Origin of the sequence: Sphingomonas phoenicis (assembly GCF_047238005.1) — a bacterium.
Taxonomy (GTDB): domain Bacteria; phylum Pseudomonadota; class Alphaproteobacteria; order Sphingomonadales; family Sphingomonadaceae; genus Sphingomonas.
In genome coordinates, this window is the sequence record NZ_JBDFMC010000002.1 from 2,704,367 (window position 1) to 2,722,187 (window position 17,821).

The following is a 17,821-nucleotide window of genomic DNA, read 5'->3' on the forward strand; positions in this document are numbered from 1 at the left end:
TTTTTCGGGAAACCACATGCAGTCCGACAACCGCATCTTCGACGATTTCGCCAAGGTCATCAACGGTTTCGCCGGCACCGTCGCGGGCATGGGCCGCGAGGCGGAGGCCAGTGCCCGCAGCCGCGCGCGTGAGTGGATCGGCGGGCTCGATTTCGTCAGCCGCAACGAGTTCGAGACGGTGAAGGCGATGGCCGTCGCCGCGCGGGACGAGGCGGATGCCCTGCGCGCCCGGCTCGATGCGCTCGAAGCGAAGGGCACGGCCGACAGCATCCTGGCCTAGCGTCCGGGCTCCGTCGCGAACCCGACGCGATGGAGTTTATGCCTTACCTTAGCCTTACCTTCCGCGCGCGCCCAACCTGTGCGACAATGACGAATGGCCATTCTCGACCACCAGGATCACGATCAGGAAGACGCCGCGCCGATCGACATGCTCGAGGCGTATTACGCCGCGCATGGCTGGGACCACGAGCGGCAGGACGACGAGATCGTCGCGACCGTGAAGGGCAGCTGGGCCACCTACGAACTGCGCGCGCTATGGCGGGACGAGGATAGCGTCCTGCAATTCCTGGCGTTTCCCGACATCAAGGTCACCGACGATCGCAAGGCCGCGATCTACGAGACGATCGGGCTCGTCAACGAACAGCTGTGGATCGGCCATTTCGAGCTGTGGTCGTCCTCCGGTATCCTCCTCTTCCGTCACGCCGCGATGATCGACGGCGACGACGACATCACCCTGTCGCTGGGCGCCGCCGAATTGCTGGTCGAATCGGCGATCGAGGAGTGCGAGCGTTTCTATCCCGTGTTCCAGTTCGTTCTGTGGGGCGGCAAGAGCCCGCGCGACGCGCTCGCCGCCTCGCTGGTCGAGACGCAGGGGGAAGCGTGAGCGTCGCTCCCGCCCGGCCGGCGGCGCTGCCGGACGGTCCGCTCTGGATGATCGGGTGCGGCAATATGGGCGGCGCGATGCTGCGTCGCTGGGTCGCCGCCGGCCTCGATCCTGCCACCGTCACCGTCGTCACCCGCAGCGGGCGTCAGCCGATGGCGGGGGTGCGCGCCGTCACCGCGCTGCCGCTCGACGAGGAGCCGGCGACGTTGGTGCTGGCGCTGAAGCCGCAGCAGATCGATCACGTCGATCTGCGCCACCTCCACCCGGCGCTCCTCGTCTCGGTATTGGCCGGGGTGGAGGAGGAGGCCCTTGCCGAGCGTGTGCCCGGCGCCCGCGCGATCGTCCGTGCCATGCCCAACCTGCCGGTCGCGATCGGGCAGGGGGTCACCGCCCTCTATTCGGCCGGGGCGGACGCGGCCGCCCGCGACGCGGCGACCGCGCTCGCGGCGCCGCTCGGCCATGTCGAGTGGATCAATGACGAGGAGGCGTTCGGCGCGGTCACCGCGCTCGCCGGCTGCGGCCCCGGCTTCGTCTTCCGCTTCGCCGATGCGCTCGCCGGGGCGGGAGAGGCGCTCGGCCTGCCCGCCGATCAGGCGCGCCGGCTCGCCCTGGCGACGTTGGCCGGCTCGGCGGCGATGGCGGTCGATGCGGACGTCACGCCGGCCGTGCTGGCCGATCGCGTTGCCAGCCCCGGCGGCTCGACGCGCGAGGGGCTGAACGTCCTCGATGCCGACGATGCGCTCGCCGGGCTGCTGCGGAACACCCTTGCCGCGTCCGCCCGCCGCAATGCCGAGATGGCGGCGGCGGCGCGCGGCTGACCGGTCACTCGCGCAGGCCGATCACCTGCGCGCGGTCCTCGACCGGGATCAGCCCCTCCAGCACCGCCCAATAGCCCGCGACCGCGCTCTGCCCGGCGGCGACATAGGCGGCCGACATGCGCTGCCGTACCTCGTCGAACAGCTCGCTCTCCAGCGCCGCGCCGGCGGCCGTCAGCCGCAGCAGGCGCTGCCGCCGGTCCCGGTCGCCCGGTCGCCCCTCGACCAGTCCGCGCTCGGTCAGCTCGTTCAGCACGCGGCCCAGCGACTGCTTGGTGATCGCGAGCAGCGACAGCAGCTCGCTCACCGTCAGGTCGGGCTTGCGCGCCACGAAGTACAGCGCGCGGTGATGTGCCCGGCCCAGCCCCCTTTCCGCCAATCGCTCGTCGGTAGAGCGGGTCAGGTGGCTATGACCGAAGTACAGAAGCTCCATGCCGCGGCGCAATTCGGGCTCGCGGAGGAACAGGGCGGGTGCGGAAGGTGCTGCGGCAGCCATGTTGACCCGTTTAGCCAGCCGCCCTACGCGTCCGCAACCCGCCACGAGACGAGTTGACCACGAAATGTCCGCCACGGAGCCCAGCAGCGCCCTCGATTTCCGCTTCGACCCCCATCGGGCGCCCGTGGCGGCGGTCGAGCGGGCGCGGCAGCTGATCGATCCGGGCTTCGGCCGCGTCTTCACCGACCACATGGCGCTGGTCCGCTTCTCGGACGAGAAGGGCTGGCACGACGCGCAGATCACCGCCCGTGCCCCGCTCCAGATCGATCCCGCCTCCTCGGTCCTCCACTACGCGCAGGAGATCTTCGAGGGGATGAAGGCCTACCGCCTCGCCGATGGTGGCACCGCGCTGTTCCGCCCCGATGCGAACGCCCGCCGCTTCCGCGACAGCGCCCGACGGCTGGCCATGCCCGAGATGCCGGAGGCGCTGTTCATCGAATCGATCGAGCGGCTGGTCGCCGCGGATGCCGACTGGATCCCCGGCGGAGAGGGCGCGCTGTACCTGCGTCCCTTCATGTTCGCGTCCGAGGTGTTCCTGGGCGTGAAGCCGGCGGCCGAATACATCTACATGGTCATCGCCTCGTCGGTCGGCGCCTATTGGAAGGGCGGCATGCGCCCCATCTCGGTCTGGGTCAGCCGCGAGCACACCCGCGCCGCCGCCGGCGGCACCGGCGCGGCCAAGTGCGGCGGCAACTATGCCGCCAGCCTGATCGCGCAGAAGGCCGCGATCGCGCAGGGGTGCGATCAGGTCGTCTTCCTCGACGCCGCCGAGCGCCGCTGGATCGAGGAGCTGGGCGGCATGAACCTGTTCTTCGTCTTCGACGACGGCTCGCTCCTCACCCCGCCGCTGGGCGGCACGATCCTGCCCGGCATCACCCGCGATTCGCTGATCGCGCTCGCCCGCGACCAGGGGCTGACCGTGCGTGAGGAGCCCTACGCGATCGAGCAGTGGCGCGACGATGCGCGCAGCGGCCGCCTCGTCGAGGCGTTCGCCTGCGGCACCGCGGCGGTCGTCACCCCCGTCGGAAGCGTCGCCGATGGCGACGGCGGCGACTTCACGATCGGCAGCGGCGGCACCGGCCAGATCACCGACCGCCTCCATCAGGCGCTGAACGCCATCCAGCGCGGAAACGCCGCCGATCGCCACGCCTGGCTCCACCGCCTCCGCTGAATTCCTCGCACGGAACAGGGTTTCCAAGCCGGCCGGGCCGACTATAAGCCGGTCCGCAATTGGGGCGTCGCCAAGTGGTAAGGCAGCGGCTTTTGGTGCCGCCATTCGCAGGTTCGAATCCTGCCGCCCCAGCCAGTTTCAGAAATATGTGCTTTCCATAACTTGCGACCTAATCTGCCCCCTTTGTGGGGCAGCTTTGAGTGGCAGCACATACGCGCAGCTCCCGCTTATATCCGTTCGGCTGCCGGCGCCCCAGCCTCGCGTCAGGCCCTTCCCGGCACGGGTAGCGCCAATATGCTCTCGTATACATCCGTGACACCTGTGTAGATCGGTCATCCGGCGGATGGCGACTCGGCATCGATGCTGTAGTCGCCTCTCTGTCGCCCTCTTGGCGGCGTCCTGCCGCTACACTGTCGGGCATGTCGCGAGTAATGTCGTCGCTGCTCCTCCTAGAAGCTCGTAGGTGACGACGGTGCACGGAGGTCTGGCGATCATGGCTACCGAACGGCAGGTTTCCTGCAGCGGCAAAAGGCTGCTGAACGTCCGGGCGTGGGTCAATCGAGCTTCCGGCGAAGTGTTCTTAGGAAGGGGCCTGGGGGGAGTCGGTGCCAGCGGCGGCTGACGCTGGCTCATGTCGAGCGGGCTTGAACCGGCACGCATAGAAGGCGGAACGCTGGCCGGGCTGGGTACGTCAGTTGTCGACCAGTCCTCTGCCCGCAAGGACCAGCGCCACGCCGATATCGTTGCGAGCCGAGGCAGGGAGCGTCACTTCAAGGGCGTCCGCCATGCGGGTGAACCGCAGGGGTGCGGTGCTGTTCGACAGCATCACGCGCTCGACCTCACCGCGCCCCGCCGGGTTGCCTCCGCCCAGCAAAGTCAGTCGCACCGTCCCGTTTTCCGGCCAGCCCAGAACCAGCGCATGGAGAGCCCCGTTCCGCTTCACGTAGCGGACGTCGCGCGCCGTGTACGGCGACTTCGGGCCGCCCTCGGAAAACAGGCCCGCGCCGCTCGCCTTTGTCGGGCCCTCGGCATGGATGCGCCACGGGCGGGAACCGTAGATCGCCTCGCCGTACAGGCTCATCCAGGCGGCGATCTCTTCGACGATCCGCTGTTCCTTGTCGTCGATCGTACCGTCGCCGCGCAGCGGCACGTTCAGCATCAGGTTGCCGTTTTTCGAGACCACGTCGCACAACGTGTGGATAACTGTGGCGGCCGACTTGTACCCGCTGCGGTCATATACCTGCTGGTCGTAATGCCACTCGCCGATGCAAGTGTCGGTCTGCCAGGGGAACGTCTCGATATAGGACTTGCCGCCGCGTTCGACGTCGTCGACCACCGCCATTCGGCGCTGCACCGGCGTGTTCTTCAGCGTCATCACGCCTTCCAGGCGGCCGTCATGCCAGGCCATGCTGCGGTTGTAGTAATAGGCCGCGATGTCGAGACCCGCCTGTTCGAGCGGAAAGTCGTAATTGTCGAAATAGACCATGTCCGGCCGATAGCGATCGATGAGGTCCTTGCAGCGGAGGTACCAACGCCAGACATAGTCTGGATCGGCGGGCACGCCTTCGGTCCACAGGTTGTCATGCCCATCGTGCCAGGCGTTGGCTTCCGCAATGCTCGGCACGCCATCGGGCATGATTTCGCCCCGTCCGGTATAGAGGAGCCGCGGATCGAGCCCGTCCCACCATTTCCCGCGCCCCTGAGATGCGGTCAGGCGAAAGGCATCGTAGCGCTGGCCGCGGCGCGGACCTTCCGGATCATAGCCATAGGCGGCCTGGTTCCAGTGCCACGCATGGGCGGAATGGTTGGATACCGCGAAACGAAGACCGCGCTCACGCGCCAGCTTTTCCCATTCACCGACAATGTCGCGCTTCGGCCCGATGCGCAGGCTGTTCCATGGGTGGTATTTGGAATCGAAGCAGTCGAGGTTGTCGTGATGGTTCGCCAGCGCCATGAAGTAGCGCGCACCCGCCTTCTGGTAGAGGTCTAGAAGGGCGGCCGGGTTCCAGTTCTCCGCCTTCCAGCGATTCTGGATCTCCATGAAGCCGGTGTCGGCCGGATGGCCGTAATGCTTCAAGTGATGTTCGTATTGTGGGTGCCCCTGGATGTACATGTTGCGGGCGTACCAATCTCCCGCAGCCGGCACACATTGCGCGGTCCAGTGGGCCCAGATGCCGAACTTCGCATCACGAAACCAGTCAGGCACGCTATAGCCGGAAGTGAGCGACAGCCAGTCGGGCGTGAACGCGTTTGGTGCCGGTACCCGGATCGGGCGGCCGGCGCCCGACCGGGTAGCCACCGTGCACGCCGCCGCCGCGGCGTCCGGGACCGCCGCAAACGACCCGATCGCTGCGGCCCCGCTTATCGCCTGCCTGCGCGTTACACCCATCAGCTTGCCTATCCGATACAAGAAGGGCGATCGGCACAGCCGATCGCAAGTCGATGAAAACAAGCTCCGCCTGGCGCAGCGGCCGGGGCAGGGCGGATGTGATTTTCGCCTGCGAGAACGGTAGACAAGACCATGGGCGTCAATACTTGACGCGGACGCCGAACAGCAGGCGGCGACCAAAGCTCACATTGTTGAGGAAGCGATTTTCATAGACCGAGTATTGATAGGTATAGGCGTTGTTGAGGTTTACTCCCTCCAGATAGACCTGGAAGTAGTTGGTGATGTCGTAGGCGATGCTGGCATCGAGCTGACCGTAGGGGTTCGCGTTCTGCGGCTTGCCCTGGAGGCCGCGGCAGGCCACGAGGTAACCGGACCGCCAGTTATAGGAGCCCCGCGCCTGGATGCCATATTTCTCGTAGAAGGCGGTCGCGTTGTAGCTGTGCTTAGACAGGCCCTCGATCTGGGTGCAGTCGCCCGGCGTCACGACCTTCTGGTCGCTGGTGACGTAGGTGTAGTTGGCGCCTACGCCGAAGCCCGATAGGAAGCCGTCGCCGGGGAAGGAATATTGCCCCGCAACCTCCGCGCCGGTGACCGTGCCGCTGTTGCCGTTGCGCGGGCGGGTGTCGTTGAAATTGTACGTTGTGGGTTGGCCCGACAGATTGGTGCCCGCACGGGGCACGATGATCGTCTGGTTGCTGAGGAAGCTCGAGAATTTCTTGCGGAATACGTCGGCGGTAAGCGAAATGTCCCGGGTCGCATACCATTCGATCGAAGCGTCGTAGTTCCACGATGTGAATGGCTTCAGCAGGGGATTGCCGCCGCTCGAGATCGGCTGGGTGACGCGGCCGGCATAATTGTTGTTCAGCCCCAGGTTCGACAAGGTCGGGCGGGTAAGCGTCTTCGATACCGCTAAGCGGGCCACCAACGTCGACGTCGCATCGATCTTGAGGTTCGCGGCGGGCAGCACGTTGAAGTAATCGTTCTTGACCGTGGTCGGCGTCGCCGGTCCGTAAGTGAACTGCAGCAACGAGGAGTCGTTGATGTTGGGAGCGATCGCCGTCACTGGCTGAATCACGCCCGACGAGCTGGTGTTCGTCTTGGTGAAGCGCACGCCGACGTTTGCCGACCAGAAGCTGCCCTTCCAGACCGTGTTGACATAGCCGGCGGCCACCTGCTCGGTCACGTCGAAGCTGGAACCCGGCTGCAGCACGCGCGCAAAGCCGCCGGTCGCCAGGAAGGCCGCGGTCGGCAGGGCAGCCTGCTCGCCGGCCGTACGGCTGTTGAGCGTCGCCGGCAACGACTGATAGGCCAGGATGCTTGGCACATCGAAGGTGTAAAAGCTGGAAATGATGTTATTGCTGCCCGACGAGTTCGGTAGCCAGTTGTTGAGCGTGAACGATCGGATCTGCGCGGTGTCGATTGGCGTCGTATAGCCGCAATAGGCGCAGAAATTCGACCCGGGGGTCTGGAAGTAATCGGATGTCTTGCGTCGTTCCGAGTAAAGGCCGCCCGCCTGCACACGGTCGAGTACGCCCCAATCCGTCTTCCACTCGGCCTGTAGACGGCCCTCGGTGATGTCGTCCTTGAACTTGTTGGCGATATCCCAGGTGAAGTGGTTCGTCAGCTGCGCGGGCGTGATGGTGTCGGCGCGCGTGATCGAGGGCAGCAGCTGGCCCGGCCGGATGTCGAAGGCGAGGTTGCCGTTCAGGTAGTTTCCAATCACGCTCGCCGGCTGGCTCATCAGATAGTTGGCGCGCGAGCTGGACAGGTCGGCTTCGAAGCTCAGCCGATCGCTCGTGACGTGCTCCCCTGAAACTCTGCCAGTTTGAGCTAGAGTCCGCCTTCGTGAGGAGACGGACGTGAAGAAGACCAGGTTCAGCGAGGAGCAGATCATCGCGGTGCTGCGCGAGCAGGAAGGTGGGATGAAGACCGCCGATGTGTGTCGCAAGCACGGGATCAGCAGCGCGACGCTGTACGCGTGGAAGGCCAAGTATGGCGGCATGGACGTGTCGCAGGCGCGCAAGCTGAAGGTGCTCGAGGAGGAGAACGGCCGGCTCAAACGGCTGCTGGCCGACGCCATGCTCGACAATGCCGTGCTGAAGGAAGTCGCGGCAAAAAACTGGTAAAGCCCGCCGCTCAACGGAAGGCTGTCGAGCATGCTCGGCAGTTGTTCGGCATCAGCGAGCGTCGGGCGTGTACCATCTTCAGCGTGGACAGGACGTCGGTGCGCTACGCGCCCCGGCGTAGTGATGATGGCGACCTTCGGTCGCGGCTGCGCGAGATCGCGGCGGAACGTCGGCGCTTCGGCTACCGGCGGCTGGGGATCATGCTGGCTCGCGAGGGTCTGGTCATGAACCACAAGAAGCTGCTGCGGCTTTACCGCGAGGAGAACCTGCGGGTCAGGCGTCGGCGTGGCCGCAAGCGAGCGATAGGCACCCGAGCACCCATGACGCTGCCACAGGGACCGAACCAGCGCTGGAGCCTCGACTTCGTCAGCGACACGCTGATCAGCGGCCGGCGCATCCGTATCCTGGCGGTGGTCGACGACTTCACGCGCGAGTGCCTCGCGCTGGTGGCGGACACCTCGCTGTCAGGCGCGCGTGTCGCTCGTGAGCTCGACGCCATCATCGCGCTCAGGGGCGTACCGCCGCTGATGATTGTCAGCGATAACGGCACCGAGCTGACCAGCCTGGCGATCCTGAGATGGACGCAGGAACGGCCTCTCGAGTGGCACTACATCGCGCCGGGCAAGCCGCAGCAGAACGGCTACGTCGAGAGCTTCAACGGTCGTCTGCGCGACGAATGCCTCAACGAGACGCTGTTCGTATCGCTCGGCCATGCCCGCTCGGTGCTGCGGCTCTGGCGCGACGACTACAACCATGTGCGGCCGCATAGTGGTGTTGGCGGGCTGACGCCCGCCGATGCTGCCAGGCGGGTTGTGCAACACCGCCCCGAGGGGCACCATACCAACCCCGGACTCCAGTTATGACTGGTAGGGCTTTGGGGAGCACGTCAGTCGATCTGCAGTTCGACACGATCAAGGATTTCCTGGTACTGCACTACCGCCAATCGCAGGGTCGGACGGAGCCCTTGTGGCGCTATTTCCACGAGCTGCCCTTGCCCGATCGGTTGGTGACGATGATGGAGAACTTCCGCCGCACCGCCCGGATCGAGCCTAGCCAATGGGACCAGTTCAAGGCGGCCAGCTGGTTCAGCGTGCTGCTGGGGCAGGGCGCGATGCCGGAGGACTATGATCCGCTGGCCGACAATATCGGCGATGACGCACTGATAAACCATCTGGCGCAGGTGCGGGGAGCGATCGCGCGGGCGGCACATGCTATGCCGACGCACGAGGCGTATATCCGCGCGAACTGTGCTGCATCGTTGCCGTCGTGACTACACTGCGCCGCGCCGATCCGTCGCTGGTAGCCGCCGAGCAGGCCCTGAGGCGGGGCGATGCCGCCACCGCGTTGCGCCTGGCTGCCGACGCGACCCGCCGCGATCCGATGAGCGGGGCTGCGTGGTGGCTCCAAGCCCATGCAGCAATGGCTGCGGGGCGGAGCGGTGACGCCGAGGTCGCTTTTTCTCAGGGCGCGCGCAGCCAGAGAGTGGGGTCTGCCGCGCACGGTCGCTTCTTGGTTCAGCGCGCAAGACCGTTGATCGACGAGGGGCGAATGGCCGAGGCGGTGACCAGCGTGCGCGCCGCGATGGCCGGGGAGCTCGACGATCCGGACCAGATGCTGCTTGCAGCCTTCACGCTGATTCATGCAGGTCTGGCGGACGAGGCGCTGCCGTTGGCGACCGGGGCATGTGCCGCCGCGCCGGATGAGGCGGATGCCTGGTACAGCCTGGGCAGTGTCCACGAATATCTCGGCAACCGTGCCGAGGCACGGTCGGCGCTGGAACGCGCGATCACGACTGCGGGAGGATGTTTCAGCGCGGCCAGCTACAAGCTGTCGCATCTGCAACGCTGGACCGCGGACGACAACCATGTTGCCGCGCTCGCACAGGCTGCATGCCGTTCACCGCACGACGCCGCGCGCATCGCCTTTGCGCTGTTCAAGGAATATGACGATCTCGGCGATAGCAGCGCCGCCTGGAACAGTCTGCAACATGGCGCGACGATTATGCGGCGCCAGGAGCCATGGTCGGCCGCCGATGAAGCGGCGACCGTTGCGGCATGGCGCAGGCACTTGCCTGTCACCGCCTTCGACACGCAAAGCGTTGAGCCCAGCGGAGGACCGCGCCGCATCTTCGTCATCGGGCTGCCGCGGTCGGGAACCACGCTGGTCGAACGCATCCTGGCGGCGCACAGCCAAGTCCATGCGATGGGCGAACCCAAGGCGTTTGCCGTCGCGGTGCGCCGGCTGACCGCGCTCGACGACGCGCCGCTGATCGACGCCCGCGTCGTTGCCGCCGCCGCCGACGTCGATCCTCGACGTATCGCGGACCGTTATACGAGCGAGATGGCATTGTTCGGTGGCGGGCGGGCCGTCACGATCGACAAACGGACGCAGAATATACATTATGTCGGTCTGATCCGGCGTGCCTTTCCCGATGCCGCCATCGTAGTTTTGGACCGCGCCCCGATGGACGCTTTGTTCGGCGCCTATAAACGGTTGTTCGCCGGTAGTCACAACTGGTCCTATGCGCAGGACGATCTTGCCGATCATTACCGCAATTATCGCGACCTGATCGATCATTGGGCGGCAATCCCCGCGATCGGGCTGATACGGGTGTCGCTGGAGACCCTGATCGCCGAGCCGGAAATAGTCATCCGCGATCTGCTGGATGCGTGCGCACTGCCTTTCGAGGACGCGTGCCTGCGCCCGCACCAGGCAGCAGGCACGGTCATGACCGCCAGTGCGTCGCAAGTCCGCGATCCGATCAACGCCGCCGGCGTCGGAGCGTGGCAACGTTACCGGGCACAGTTGATGCCGTTATATGGTCGACTGGCGGCCGAGGGCTTGCTGTAAAACGGGCGTGCGCAAGCTTGCGCGACGCTCTGGACTACCTGTTTGAATCTCTATTTCTATCGTGCGCGTACCGATAACGGTCGCGAATTGATCGCCAGCGACGATGCGCACCTTCGCTGGCGCGTTGACGCCAGGTTTATGCTGAGGCAGGGCGCGAACGCCATTGGCGTCAGCTTCGCCGCGCCGATCAGCGTGCTGCGGCCGATGGCACTGGCGCAGACGAATTTGCTGCCCGGTGCGCGCGTACGGCGACGAGCTCAATGGAGTTCAGACTTCCCCTACGTTCGCAAGCCAAAGTGTCATTGCGGCTTGGGCGAAGGAGCGCGCAGCGCCGCGATCCGGCTCGGAAAGGGCGCGGATGGTGCTCGTGTCCAAGATCGTCCTTGAACTCGATCGGCCGGTTCCATAGCATTGTTGGCGATGAATAAGTTGCATGACGGCTACCGGTCGTTGGCCCATGCCTAACTCGCGTGACCCGGACGATGGGACGGCACCGGCCGAGCCCAAGTATCGCGCCCCGGCGCTCGAGAAGGGGCTCGATATTCTCGAACTGATCGCACGCGAGAACCAGCCGCTGAACGCGGTCGCGATCAGCGAGCGGTTGAAACGATCGCCCAGCGAGCTCTTCCGAATGATCCAGGTGCTGGAATATCGCGGTTTCATCCGCCAGGCACCGGGCGGCGGCGGGTTCGTGCCGACAGAGAAGCTGTTCGCGTTGGGCATGGAACAGCCGCCGGTTCGCAGCCTGTTGGAGATAGCGTTGCCGGTGATGCGTGACCTGTCGCGACGGACTGGCCAATCATGCCATCTGACGATGCGGTCGGGCGGCGACATCGTTGTAGTGGCGCGGATCGAGGCACCGGGGCAGATCGGCTTTTCGGTGCGGATCGGCCACCGCTTGCCGTTGCTCGCTTCCAACTCGGCGGTAGTCCATTTCGGGTCGATGGACCAGGAGGATCGCGCGCGCTGGATTGCTCAAGTCCCGGATCCCGACGCGGCCAGGATCGACGCGTTTCGTGCGCGCGCCGAAAGCGCCCGCGCCCGCGGATATGAAAAGGCGAAGAGCGGTTTCACCGTCGGTATTACCGATCTCGCGGCGGCGGTCCTGCGCGGGACAACGGCGGCGGCGGCGCTGGCCGTGCCCTATGTCGAAAGTATCGGCAACCAGATGGCGATCGACGACGTGCTGGGCTGCCTGTGCGACGCTGCCCACGAGATTTCGCAGCAGCTGCTGATGGCCGACCATCAGGTCTGATGCCTGGTCCTCAGGACATTGTCCAGCCGCCGTCAATTACGTGGGATTGACTATTAGGTTGGCGCCTTCGTCCCTTGCCATATCGGCGCAAGGATCGCTCCGCTGCCTACCCGATCCATCTCATCGGCTCGCGCACAACGAAGTCTGCGCATGCGGTGTCGTGTCGAGAGGGTGATGCTGACGCAAGATGCGAGGCCGCTTCCATTCGTCCGAGCGAGCGAAGCACTGGAGGTCACGCTTCCATCGGCACCGCAGAACTCCATCGGCGTCGCGCTGGTGATAACCGGAGAAGGCTTGGTCGATTGATCTGACCGGGTTACGGATTGGCGCTCCGCTGATCTTGATGCACATTGTGTTTCCGAGCAAGCATTTTGCAGTGGTGAACACCGCATCGAATTTAGCAGCTTCGCGTAAGTTCCGAAGAAGCGCCAAGCCGCGCGATCATGGTAATTATGGGCCGTACTAATACTCAACTGGTTTCAAGAGCTGCATGCCGATGAGATCTCTATGGCTTGACACAAAGCGTACGTCGGTCTCGCGCTCGCCGAGGAACGCGGTTGCTACGCGGCTACCGGACCGGGCGGGCCGCCGCTGCGATCGACAGGTCGCGGCTTCCTATCCATGAGAGATGGGTGCAGAAGCATTTCACCGAAAGCTATGGTCCTCGCCAATTTCAATGCCCCATTCTAAGCGGGCTGTTTCGAAGGCGCGTTGACCTTCTCGGACCAGTCCTTAGAGGGACAGATAATGCCCAGGAATCGACCCACGACTAAGACCTATGCCGCGCCTGCACTAGATAAAGCCTTTGAAATCCTGAACCTTCTTGCTTCTTTTCCCCAGGGCGCCTTGGTGAAGGAGATGTCTGCAGCGCTTGGCCGATCCGTCGGCGAGCTGTTTCGGATCGTGGTGGTGATGGAACAGGCCGGCTATCTGCAGCGATCGCCGATCACGGATCGCTATACGGTGTCGTTCAAGATACTCGAACTCGCCTTCAGGGCGACCCCTGCACAAGACATTGTCGATGCCGCACGGCCGGAAATGCAGAGGTTGGCACGGGAGACGGAGCAGTCCTGTCACCTGGTAGTCGCGAATGGAGCGCACGGGCTTGTCATCGCCCGTGAAGAAAACCCGGGCATGCGGGGGTTTGCGGTACGCCTGGGTGCGACGATCGACATGATCCGCAGCTGCTCTGGACAGGTATTGCTCGCGTTCTCCCCCGTCCACTAGGTTGGAGAGATGATTGCCGCCGCCCGAGATGCGCAGACGCGACCCTTCGATCCAGCTTGGCTGGAGGAGCGGCTCGAGATCGTTCGTAAGACTGGCTACGATTGCCGTCAGAGCCCCGTGACGCATGGTGTCACCGACATCAGCTATCCGGTCTTCTCGTTCAACGATGAGATCGTCGCTGCGTTGACGGTGCCATTTCTTGAGCTGATAGACGGATCGCAGAATGTTTCTCTCGATGAAGTGCGAGACCTTCTTGGCAAGACTGTGGAGCGTATTTCACTTGTGCTAGGTCATCGACAGGGGGCGAAGGCATCGTAAGGACATCGGGGATTGGAACGAGGATCAGATCGGGATTGGCCGTAGGGCAGTCCAGATATGGCCGGTATCAAGCAATGGGCATTGCCGATCGCCGTAACGACCTCATCTACACTCCTGAGCCCAAGCAGTGCGTGGGTAAACCTTGGTGATCCCGGACGAACCGATGAGCGCCCGCCGGCAGCGCAACGTCGAAGCGATGACAATAGGTGCTGATGGCGAGAGATGGCGCCGGGCGGCCCGCATCTTCCATCTCGCCCCGGGCGTCGCAACGTAGCGGACGACGACACGGGCGAGGCTGATGCGGACTGGATATCGAAGCGCCCGAGGCTCTCCGGCAGCGCCGTCACCCGCCATTGTCGGTCAGGGCGTCGAACACGTTGGCCGATGGCGTTGACGATGCCGGGATTGACCGCAATATCCGGATGAACGATCGACTTATCCCTCGGACTGGCGGGTGTCGGCGAGTGGCCGGCAGCGAGACATACGACCGTAATGAGAAGGACACTCAGGATGGCGACCGGCCGGTGAGTCAGGTCGGCCGCCCGCGGCTGCTCTTGTTTGCAGCCGGTGATTTCGCGTTCAATCTCTATTGGCAAAGCGCGATGCTTTACCTGCTGTTCTACTATACCGACGTCCTGTCGATCGCGATGGAGACGGCTGCGGCGATCTATCTCGTGGCGTCGGTGTGGGACGGAGTGGTCAGCTTTGCGGTCGGCGCCTTCGTCGACCGGCGTGGATCCGCAAGACGATATCGCATGGCGCTGATCATCGGTGCGGTGCCGCTCGGTCTCGCGTTCGTGACGGCGTACATCTCGCCGCCGGTTGCCGGCCGCGCGGCCGTGATGTTCGTGCTCGTCGGCCATCTGCTGTTCCGCACCGCCTATGCTGTGGTCAACATCCCTTATCTGGCGATGTCGGCACGGATCAGCCCGAATAGCCGTGACCGGTCGCTAGTGGCGGGATGGCGCATGCTGGCCGGGACCGGGGCCGCCGTTGTCGTCGCGATGGGCACCGTGCCGATCGGCGGCTGGCTGATGGGCGTGCCGGCCGGTCCCCGCGACTTTCTCGGCGCGGCGCTGCTGTTCGCGGGGATAGCGAGCGTACTGCTACTGGTCGTGGGCGCCACGTTCCGCGACGCCGTTCCCGTTGTCGCGGTGCCACGCCCCTCGATCCTCACTTCGCTGGTATCGGTGGTGCGCAATCGCGCTTTCGTCACCTTGTCGGGAGCTATGATGGCGATGATCGTCGCCACCACGATCCTCAGCAAGTCTGTCCTTTATTATTTCAAGTACTTCCTTGCAGACGAGCCGGCTGGACAGCTGGCACTCGCATCCATGATGGCGGTCAGCGCTGCGGCGGTGCCGCTATGGATGCTCGTGGCGCGTGTAATCGGCGTGCGGCGATTGTGGTTCCTCCTCGTCGGCTTGTGCAGCGTCGGCCTGACGTCGTTCGCGGTCGTCGACCTGCCGCGTGCCGGGGCGATGCAGCTGTTCTTGGTGGGGATGCAGGCAACGACGGTGGGGCTTCATTTCGCATTCTGGGCGATGTTGCCCGACACGATCGAGTGGGGCCAGCGTGCCAGCGATTTCCGCGCGGAAGGGACCGTCTTCGGTCTCGCCTCGCTGCTCCAGCGGGTCGCGATCGGTATCGCCACGGCCGTGCTGGGCATGGGCTTCGGCAGTGCCGGCTACACCGCCAACGTCGTCCAGTCGCCCGCGACGCTGGCGGACATGCGCGCGACGATCGCGCTGGTGCCGCTCGGCTTTTTCCTGCTCTCCGGAGCGCTGATGTGGTTCAATCCGCTGCGCGCCGGCACGCACGACCGGCTTCGGGCGGAAATGGCGGGCGAGCAGTAAGCCTTTTCCTTGATCGTTTCCGACGGGGAGAGAGCCTTATCGCACCAGGTCAAAGGTCGAATGCACTCCCGCCGCCTGCGCCGAAGGTGCGATCCAGACGTCGAACGTACCGGGCTCGACCGTCGGCTGCATATCCAGACCGAGGAACTCCAGCTGCTCGCGCGTCAGGGTAAAGCGCACTGTCTCGCTCGCCCCCGGCGCCAGGGCGACCTTGCGAAAGGCCTTCAACTCGCGGATCGGACGGGTAATGCTCGCTACCCGATCACGGACATACAGCTGCACCACTTCCTCGCAGGCGCGCGTACCGCCGTTGCTCACGGTCGCGCTTACTTCCAGCCGGCCGTCCCACGCCAATGCGGGCGGGTTCAACGCCAGTCCGGCATAGGAGATACTGCCATAGGTCAGGCCATGGCCGAACGGATACAACGCCTCGTTCGGTGCGGTTCGCCACTGTGTCTTGTACGGCTGGCGCGCACCCGCCGGCGCGGGGCGGCCGGTTGCCTTGTGATCGTAATGATAGGGCTCCTGTCCGCTCTCATGCGGAAAGCTTATGGGCAGGCGACCCGACGGGCTGTGGGCGCCGAAAAGGATGTCGGCGGTGGCGTGGCCGCTCTCCGATCCCAGGAACCAGGTGACCAGGATCGCCGGAGCGTCCTTCACGGCGCCCTCCAGTGCCAGCCCGCGGCCGTTTTTCAACACGACGACGACGGGCTTGCCGGTGCGCGCCACCGCCTCCGCCAAGGCCATTTGGGGTGCGGGCACCGTGATCGAGGTGCGCGATTGCGCCTCGCCGGACATGCCCTCGTTCTCGCCGAGGGCGAGCAGCACGACATCGGCAGCGCTCGCCGCGGCAACCGCCGCCTCGATGCCGCCGGGCAGCGCCTCTTCCACGCCCGATCCGGCGGTCACGGTCACATTTCCGGCCCCGATCACCGCGCGGACGCCGGCTGCCAGATCGACCGCATTGGCGTTGTCGCCGTACACCACCCATGGCCCGTTCAGGTCGTGCTGTCCGCTGGCGAACGGCCCGATCAGCGCGATCCTGCAGTCTTTGGCTAGGGGCAGCAGATCGCCATCGTTCTTCAGCATGACGATCGCCTTGCGCCCCGCCTCGCGCGACAGCGCCAGATTTGCCCTGGTGCGCGACCGGCTCTTCTCGCGCCTGGCGTCGATGCGGCGAAACGGATCGTCGAACAGGCCGAGCATGTGCTTGACCGCCAGCACGCGTCGGACCGACTGGTCCACCACGGCCTGCGGCACCGCACCCTCGCGAACCAGCGACGGAAGGTGGCGGGCGTACAGGTCGGATTGCATGCTCATGTCGACCCCGGCCAGGATGGCGATGCGCGCCGCATCCTTGCCGTCCCTGGCGAAGCCCGCCGCGATCATCTCCTCATCACCGGTGTAGTCGGACACGACGATGCCCGGAAACCTCCACTCGTCGCGCAGCACCGTCTTCATCAGCCAGGGATTGCCGTGCGCGGGGACGCCGTTAACCTCGTTGAACGATGCCATGCCGCTCATCGCGCCGGCGTCGAACCCGGCCTTGTACGGCGGCAGATACACCTCGCGGAGCGTCCGCTCGGACAGGTCGACGACATTGTAGTCGAGGCCCGACTCCGCCGCGCCGTACGCCGCGAAATGCTTCACGCACGCCATCATCGCGTCGTTCGCCGTCAGGTCCTTGCCCTGAAAGCCCTGCACGCGTGCGGCGGCGAACAGTTTGCCGAGCAGCACATCCTCACCCGCGCCCTCCATCGTGCGGCCCCAGCGCTGGTCGCGGGCGATGTCGACCATCGGGCAGAAGGTCCAGTCGATCCCTGCACCCGCCGCCTCGTATGCTGCCGCCCGCGCCGTGCGCATCGCCAGATCGGGCTCGAAGCTCGCCGCCTCGGCGACCGGGACCGGGAAGATGGTGCGATGACCATGGATCACGTCGGCCGCGAAGATCAGCGGTATCTTCATGCGCGAGTTCCGCATGACCGCCGTCTGCATCCGCTGCGCCATCACCGCACCGTTGCCGTTGAACACGCCGGTCAGCTTGCCCGCGACGGCGCCGGCCAGTTGTTCCTCGAAGTTGCCGGCATTCCCGGCGGGGTTCAGAGCGGTCGCGACGCCACCCGCCCAGGTGGCGGCGTTCAACTGCAACTGCCCCGCCTTTTCCTCCAGCGTCATCCGGGCGATCAGCCCGTCGATCGAGCCGGGTATCGTTCCCGCCGACGCCTGGGCCACCAGAGCCTGCGCCGGGCTCGCGGCCCAGGCGGTCATCGCACCGGCGCCGAGCAGGGCCGCACGGCGCGAAATCATCATGTCCGTCATCTCAGGCATCCATCCCCTATGGGCAGCTCGGTAGTGGCGGAGCGGGCCGCCACGCGCACCGGCTTTTCACATTGACCGTCATTTGTAACCGGTTACATAGACACCGCACCCGCCAC

General features: G+C 65.2%; 14 protein-coding genes, 1 tRNA gene and 1 pseudogene. 12 read left to right on the plus strand and 4 right to left on the minus strand.

Translation table 11 applies throughout. From position 1 onward, the window contains the following. Positions 1-16 precede the first annotated feature (16 nt). The 3 genes from ABC319_RS13945 (at position 17) to ABC319_RS13955 (ending at position 1,701) form a co-directional block, all read left to right on the plus strand. Positions 17-280 carry an accessory factor UbiK family protein gene (locus ABC319_RS13945; protein WP_413070809.1) on the plus strand — a complete coding sequence of 88 codons (264 nt, stop codon included), beginning with the start codon at positions 17-19 and terminating at the stop codon, positions 278-280. 93 nt (positions 281-373) lie between these two features. Continuing rightward, a complete protein-coding gene (locus tag ABC319_RS13950) occupies positions 374-883 on the plus strand; it encodes a type III secretion system chaperone family protein (protein WP_413070810.1) in 510 nt (169 codons plus the stop codon). A gap of 47 nt (positions 884-930) precedes the next feature. Beyond that, positions 931-1,701, plus strand: a complete 771-nt coding sequence (locus ABC319_RS13955; protein ID WP_413071699.1) for a pyrroline-5-carboxylate reductase family protein — start codon at positions 931-933, stop codon at positions 1,699-1,701. 4 nt (positions 1,702-1,705) lie between these two features. Here the strand turns inward: ABC319_RS13955 and ABC319_RS13960 are convergent, their stop codons facing one another. Next, a complete protein-coding gene (locus ABC319_RS13960; protein ID WP_413070811.1) occupies positions 1,706-2,194 on the minus strand; it encodes a MarR family transcriptional regulator in 489 nt (162 codons plus the stop codon). 64 nt (positions 2,195-2,258) lie between these two features. Between ABC319_RS13960 and ABC319_RS13965 the strand changes: the two genes are divergently transcribed. Next, positions 2,259-3,365: a branched-chain amino acid aminotransferase gene (locus ABC319_RS13965; RefSeq protein WP_413070812.1), complete on the plus strand. Its 1,107-nt coding sequence runs from the start codon at positions 2,259-2,261 to the stop codon at positions 3,363-3,365. 60 nt (positions 3,366-3,425) lie between these two features. Then, positions 3,426-3,500 (plus strand) — tRNA-Gln (locus ABC319_RS13970). A 556-nt stretch (positions 3,501-4,056) separates the two neighbouring features. Here the strand turns inward: ABC319_RS13970 and ABC319_RS13975 are convergent. Further along, the gene (locus ABC319_RS13975) at positions 4,057-5,934 is read right to left on the minus strand and encodes an alpha-L-fucosidase (RefSeq protein WP_413070813.1); all 1,878 of its coding nucleotides are present in this window, start codon (positions 5,932-5,934) and stop codon (positions 4,057-4,059) included. Then, positions 5,894-7,648, minus strand: a complete 1,755-nt coding sequence (locus ABC319_RS13980; protein WP_413071700.1) for a TonB-dependent receptor — start codon at positions 7,646-7,648, stop codon at positions 5,894-5,896. Before ABC319_RS13980 ends, ABC319_RS13975 begins: the two co-directional genes overlap by 41 nt. Between ABC319_RS13980 and ABC319_RS13985 the strand changes: the two genes are divergently transcribed. The 7 genes and pseudogenes from ABC319_RS13985 to ABC319_RS14020 all read left to right on the plus strand — a co-directional run bounded on the left by ABC319_RS13985 (position 7,614) and on the right by ABC319_RS14020 (position 15,386). Beyond that, positions 7,614-8,743 (plus strand): IS3 family transposase gene (locus ABC319_RS13985; RefSeq protein ID WP_413068384.1). Its coding sequence is split into 2 segments (ribosomal slippage): positions 7,614-7,866 and positions 7,866-8,743, totalling 1,131 coding nucleotides; the frame shifts between segments, so codons are not numbered across the junction. The genes ABC319_RS13980 and ABC319_RS13985 overlap by 35 nt on opposite strands. An 11-nt stretch (positions 8,744-8,754) precedes the next feature. Next, entirely contained in the window at positions 8,755-9,150 is a 396-nt protein-coding gene (locus tag ABC319_RS13990) for a tryptophan 7-halogenase (protein WP_413070814.1), read from the plus strand. 278 nt (positions 9,151-9,428) lie between these two features. After that, positions 9,429-10,730: a sulfotransferase family protein gene (locus tag ABC319_RS13995; protein ID WP_413070815.1), complete on the plus strand. Its 1,302-nt coding sequence runs from the start codon at positions 9,429-9,431 to the stop codon at positions 10,728-10,730. Positions 10,731-10,772: 42 nt separating this feature from the next. Continuing rightward, positions 10,773-11,117 (plus strand): glycosyl hydrolase 2 galactose-binding domain-containing protein, encoded by a 345-nt coding sequence (locus ABC319_RS14000; protein WP_413070816.1) that lies wholly within the window; start codon positions 10,773-10,775, stop codon positions 11,115-11,117. 70 nt (positions 11,118-11,187) lie between these two features. Continuing rightward, positions 11,188-11,985 carry an IclR family transcriptional regulator gene (locus ABC319_RS14005; RefSeq protein ID WP_413070817.1) on the plus strand — a complete coding sequence of 266 codons (798 nt, stop codon included), beginning with the start codon at positions 11,188-11,190 and terminating at the stop codon, positions 11,983-11,985. Between the two features lie 747 nt (positions 11,986-12,732). Next, positions 12,733-13,530: pseudogene (locus ABC319_RS19840) on the plus strand (IclR family transcriptional regulator). A 524-nt stretch (positions 13,531-14,054) separates the two neighbouring features. Beyond that, positions 14,055-15,386 (plus strand): MFS transporter, encoded by a 1,332-nt coding sequence (locus ABC319_RS14020; RefSeq protein ID WP_413070820.1) that lies wholly within the window; start codon positions 14,055-14,057, stop codon positions 15,384-15,386. A 36-nt stretch (positions 15,387-15,422) separates the two neighbouring features. On the opposite strand, the gene ABC319_RS14025 is transcribed toward ABC319_RS14020, so the two are convergent. Then, the gene (locus ABC319_RS14025; protein WP_413070821.1) at positions 15,423-17,705 is read right to left on the minus strand and encodes a glycoside hydrolase family 3 N-terminal domain-containing protein; all 2,283 of its coding nucleotides are present in this window, start codon (positions 17,703-17,705) and stop codon (positions 15,423-15,425) included. Positions 17,706-17,821 lie beyond the last annotated feature (116 nt).

What these genes read in the sequence shown, in the direction of transcription:
- ABC319_RS14025 (WP_413070821.1), bottom strand. Translation starts at nt 17,705, where the DNA reads ATGACGGACATGATGATTTCGCGCCGTGCGGCCCTGCTCGGCGCCGGT.
- ABC319_RS13955 (WP_413071699.1), top strand. Translation starts at nt 931, where the DNA reads ATGATCGGGTGCGGCAATATGGGCGGCGCGATGCTGCGTCGCTGGGTC.
- ABC319_RS13960 (WP_413070811.1), bottom strand. Translation starts at nt 2,194, where the DNA reads ATGGCTGCCGCAGCACCTTCCGCACCCGCCCTGTTCCTCCGCGAGCCC.
- ABC319_RS13950 (WP_413070810.1), top strand. Translation starts at nt 374, where the DNA reads ATGGCCATTCTCGACCACCAGGATCACGATCAGGAAGACGCCGCGCCG.
- ABC319_RS13945 (WP_413070809.1), top strand. Translation starts at nt 17, where the DNA reads ATGCAGTCCGACAACCGCATCTTCGACGATTTCGCCAAGGTCATCAAC.
- ABC319_RS13980 (WP_413071700.1), bottom strand. Translation starts at nt 7,648, where the DNA reads ATGATCTGCTCCTCGCTGAACCTGGTCTTCTTCACGTCCGTCTCCTCA.
- ABC319_RS13965 (WP_413070812.1), top strand. Translation starts at nt 2,259, where the DNA reads ATGTCCGCCACGGAGCCCAGCAGCGCCCTCGATTTCCGCTTCGACCCC.
- ABC319_RS13995 (WP_413070815.1), top strand. Translation starts at nt 9,429, where the DNA reads ATGGCCGAGGCGGTGACCAGCGTGCGCGCCGCGATGGCCGGGGAGCTC.
- ABC319_RS14005 (WP_413070817.1), top strand. Translation starts at nt 11,188, where the DNA reads ATGCCTAACTCGCGTGACCCGGACGATGGGACGGCACCGGCCGAGCCC.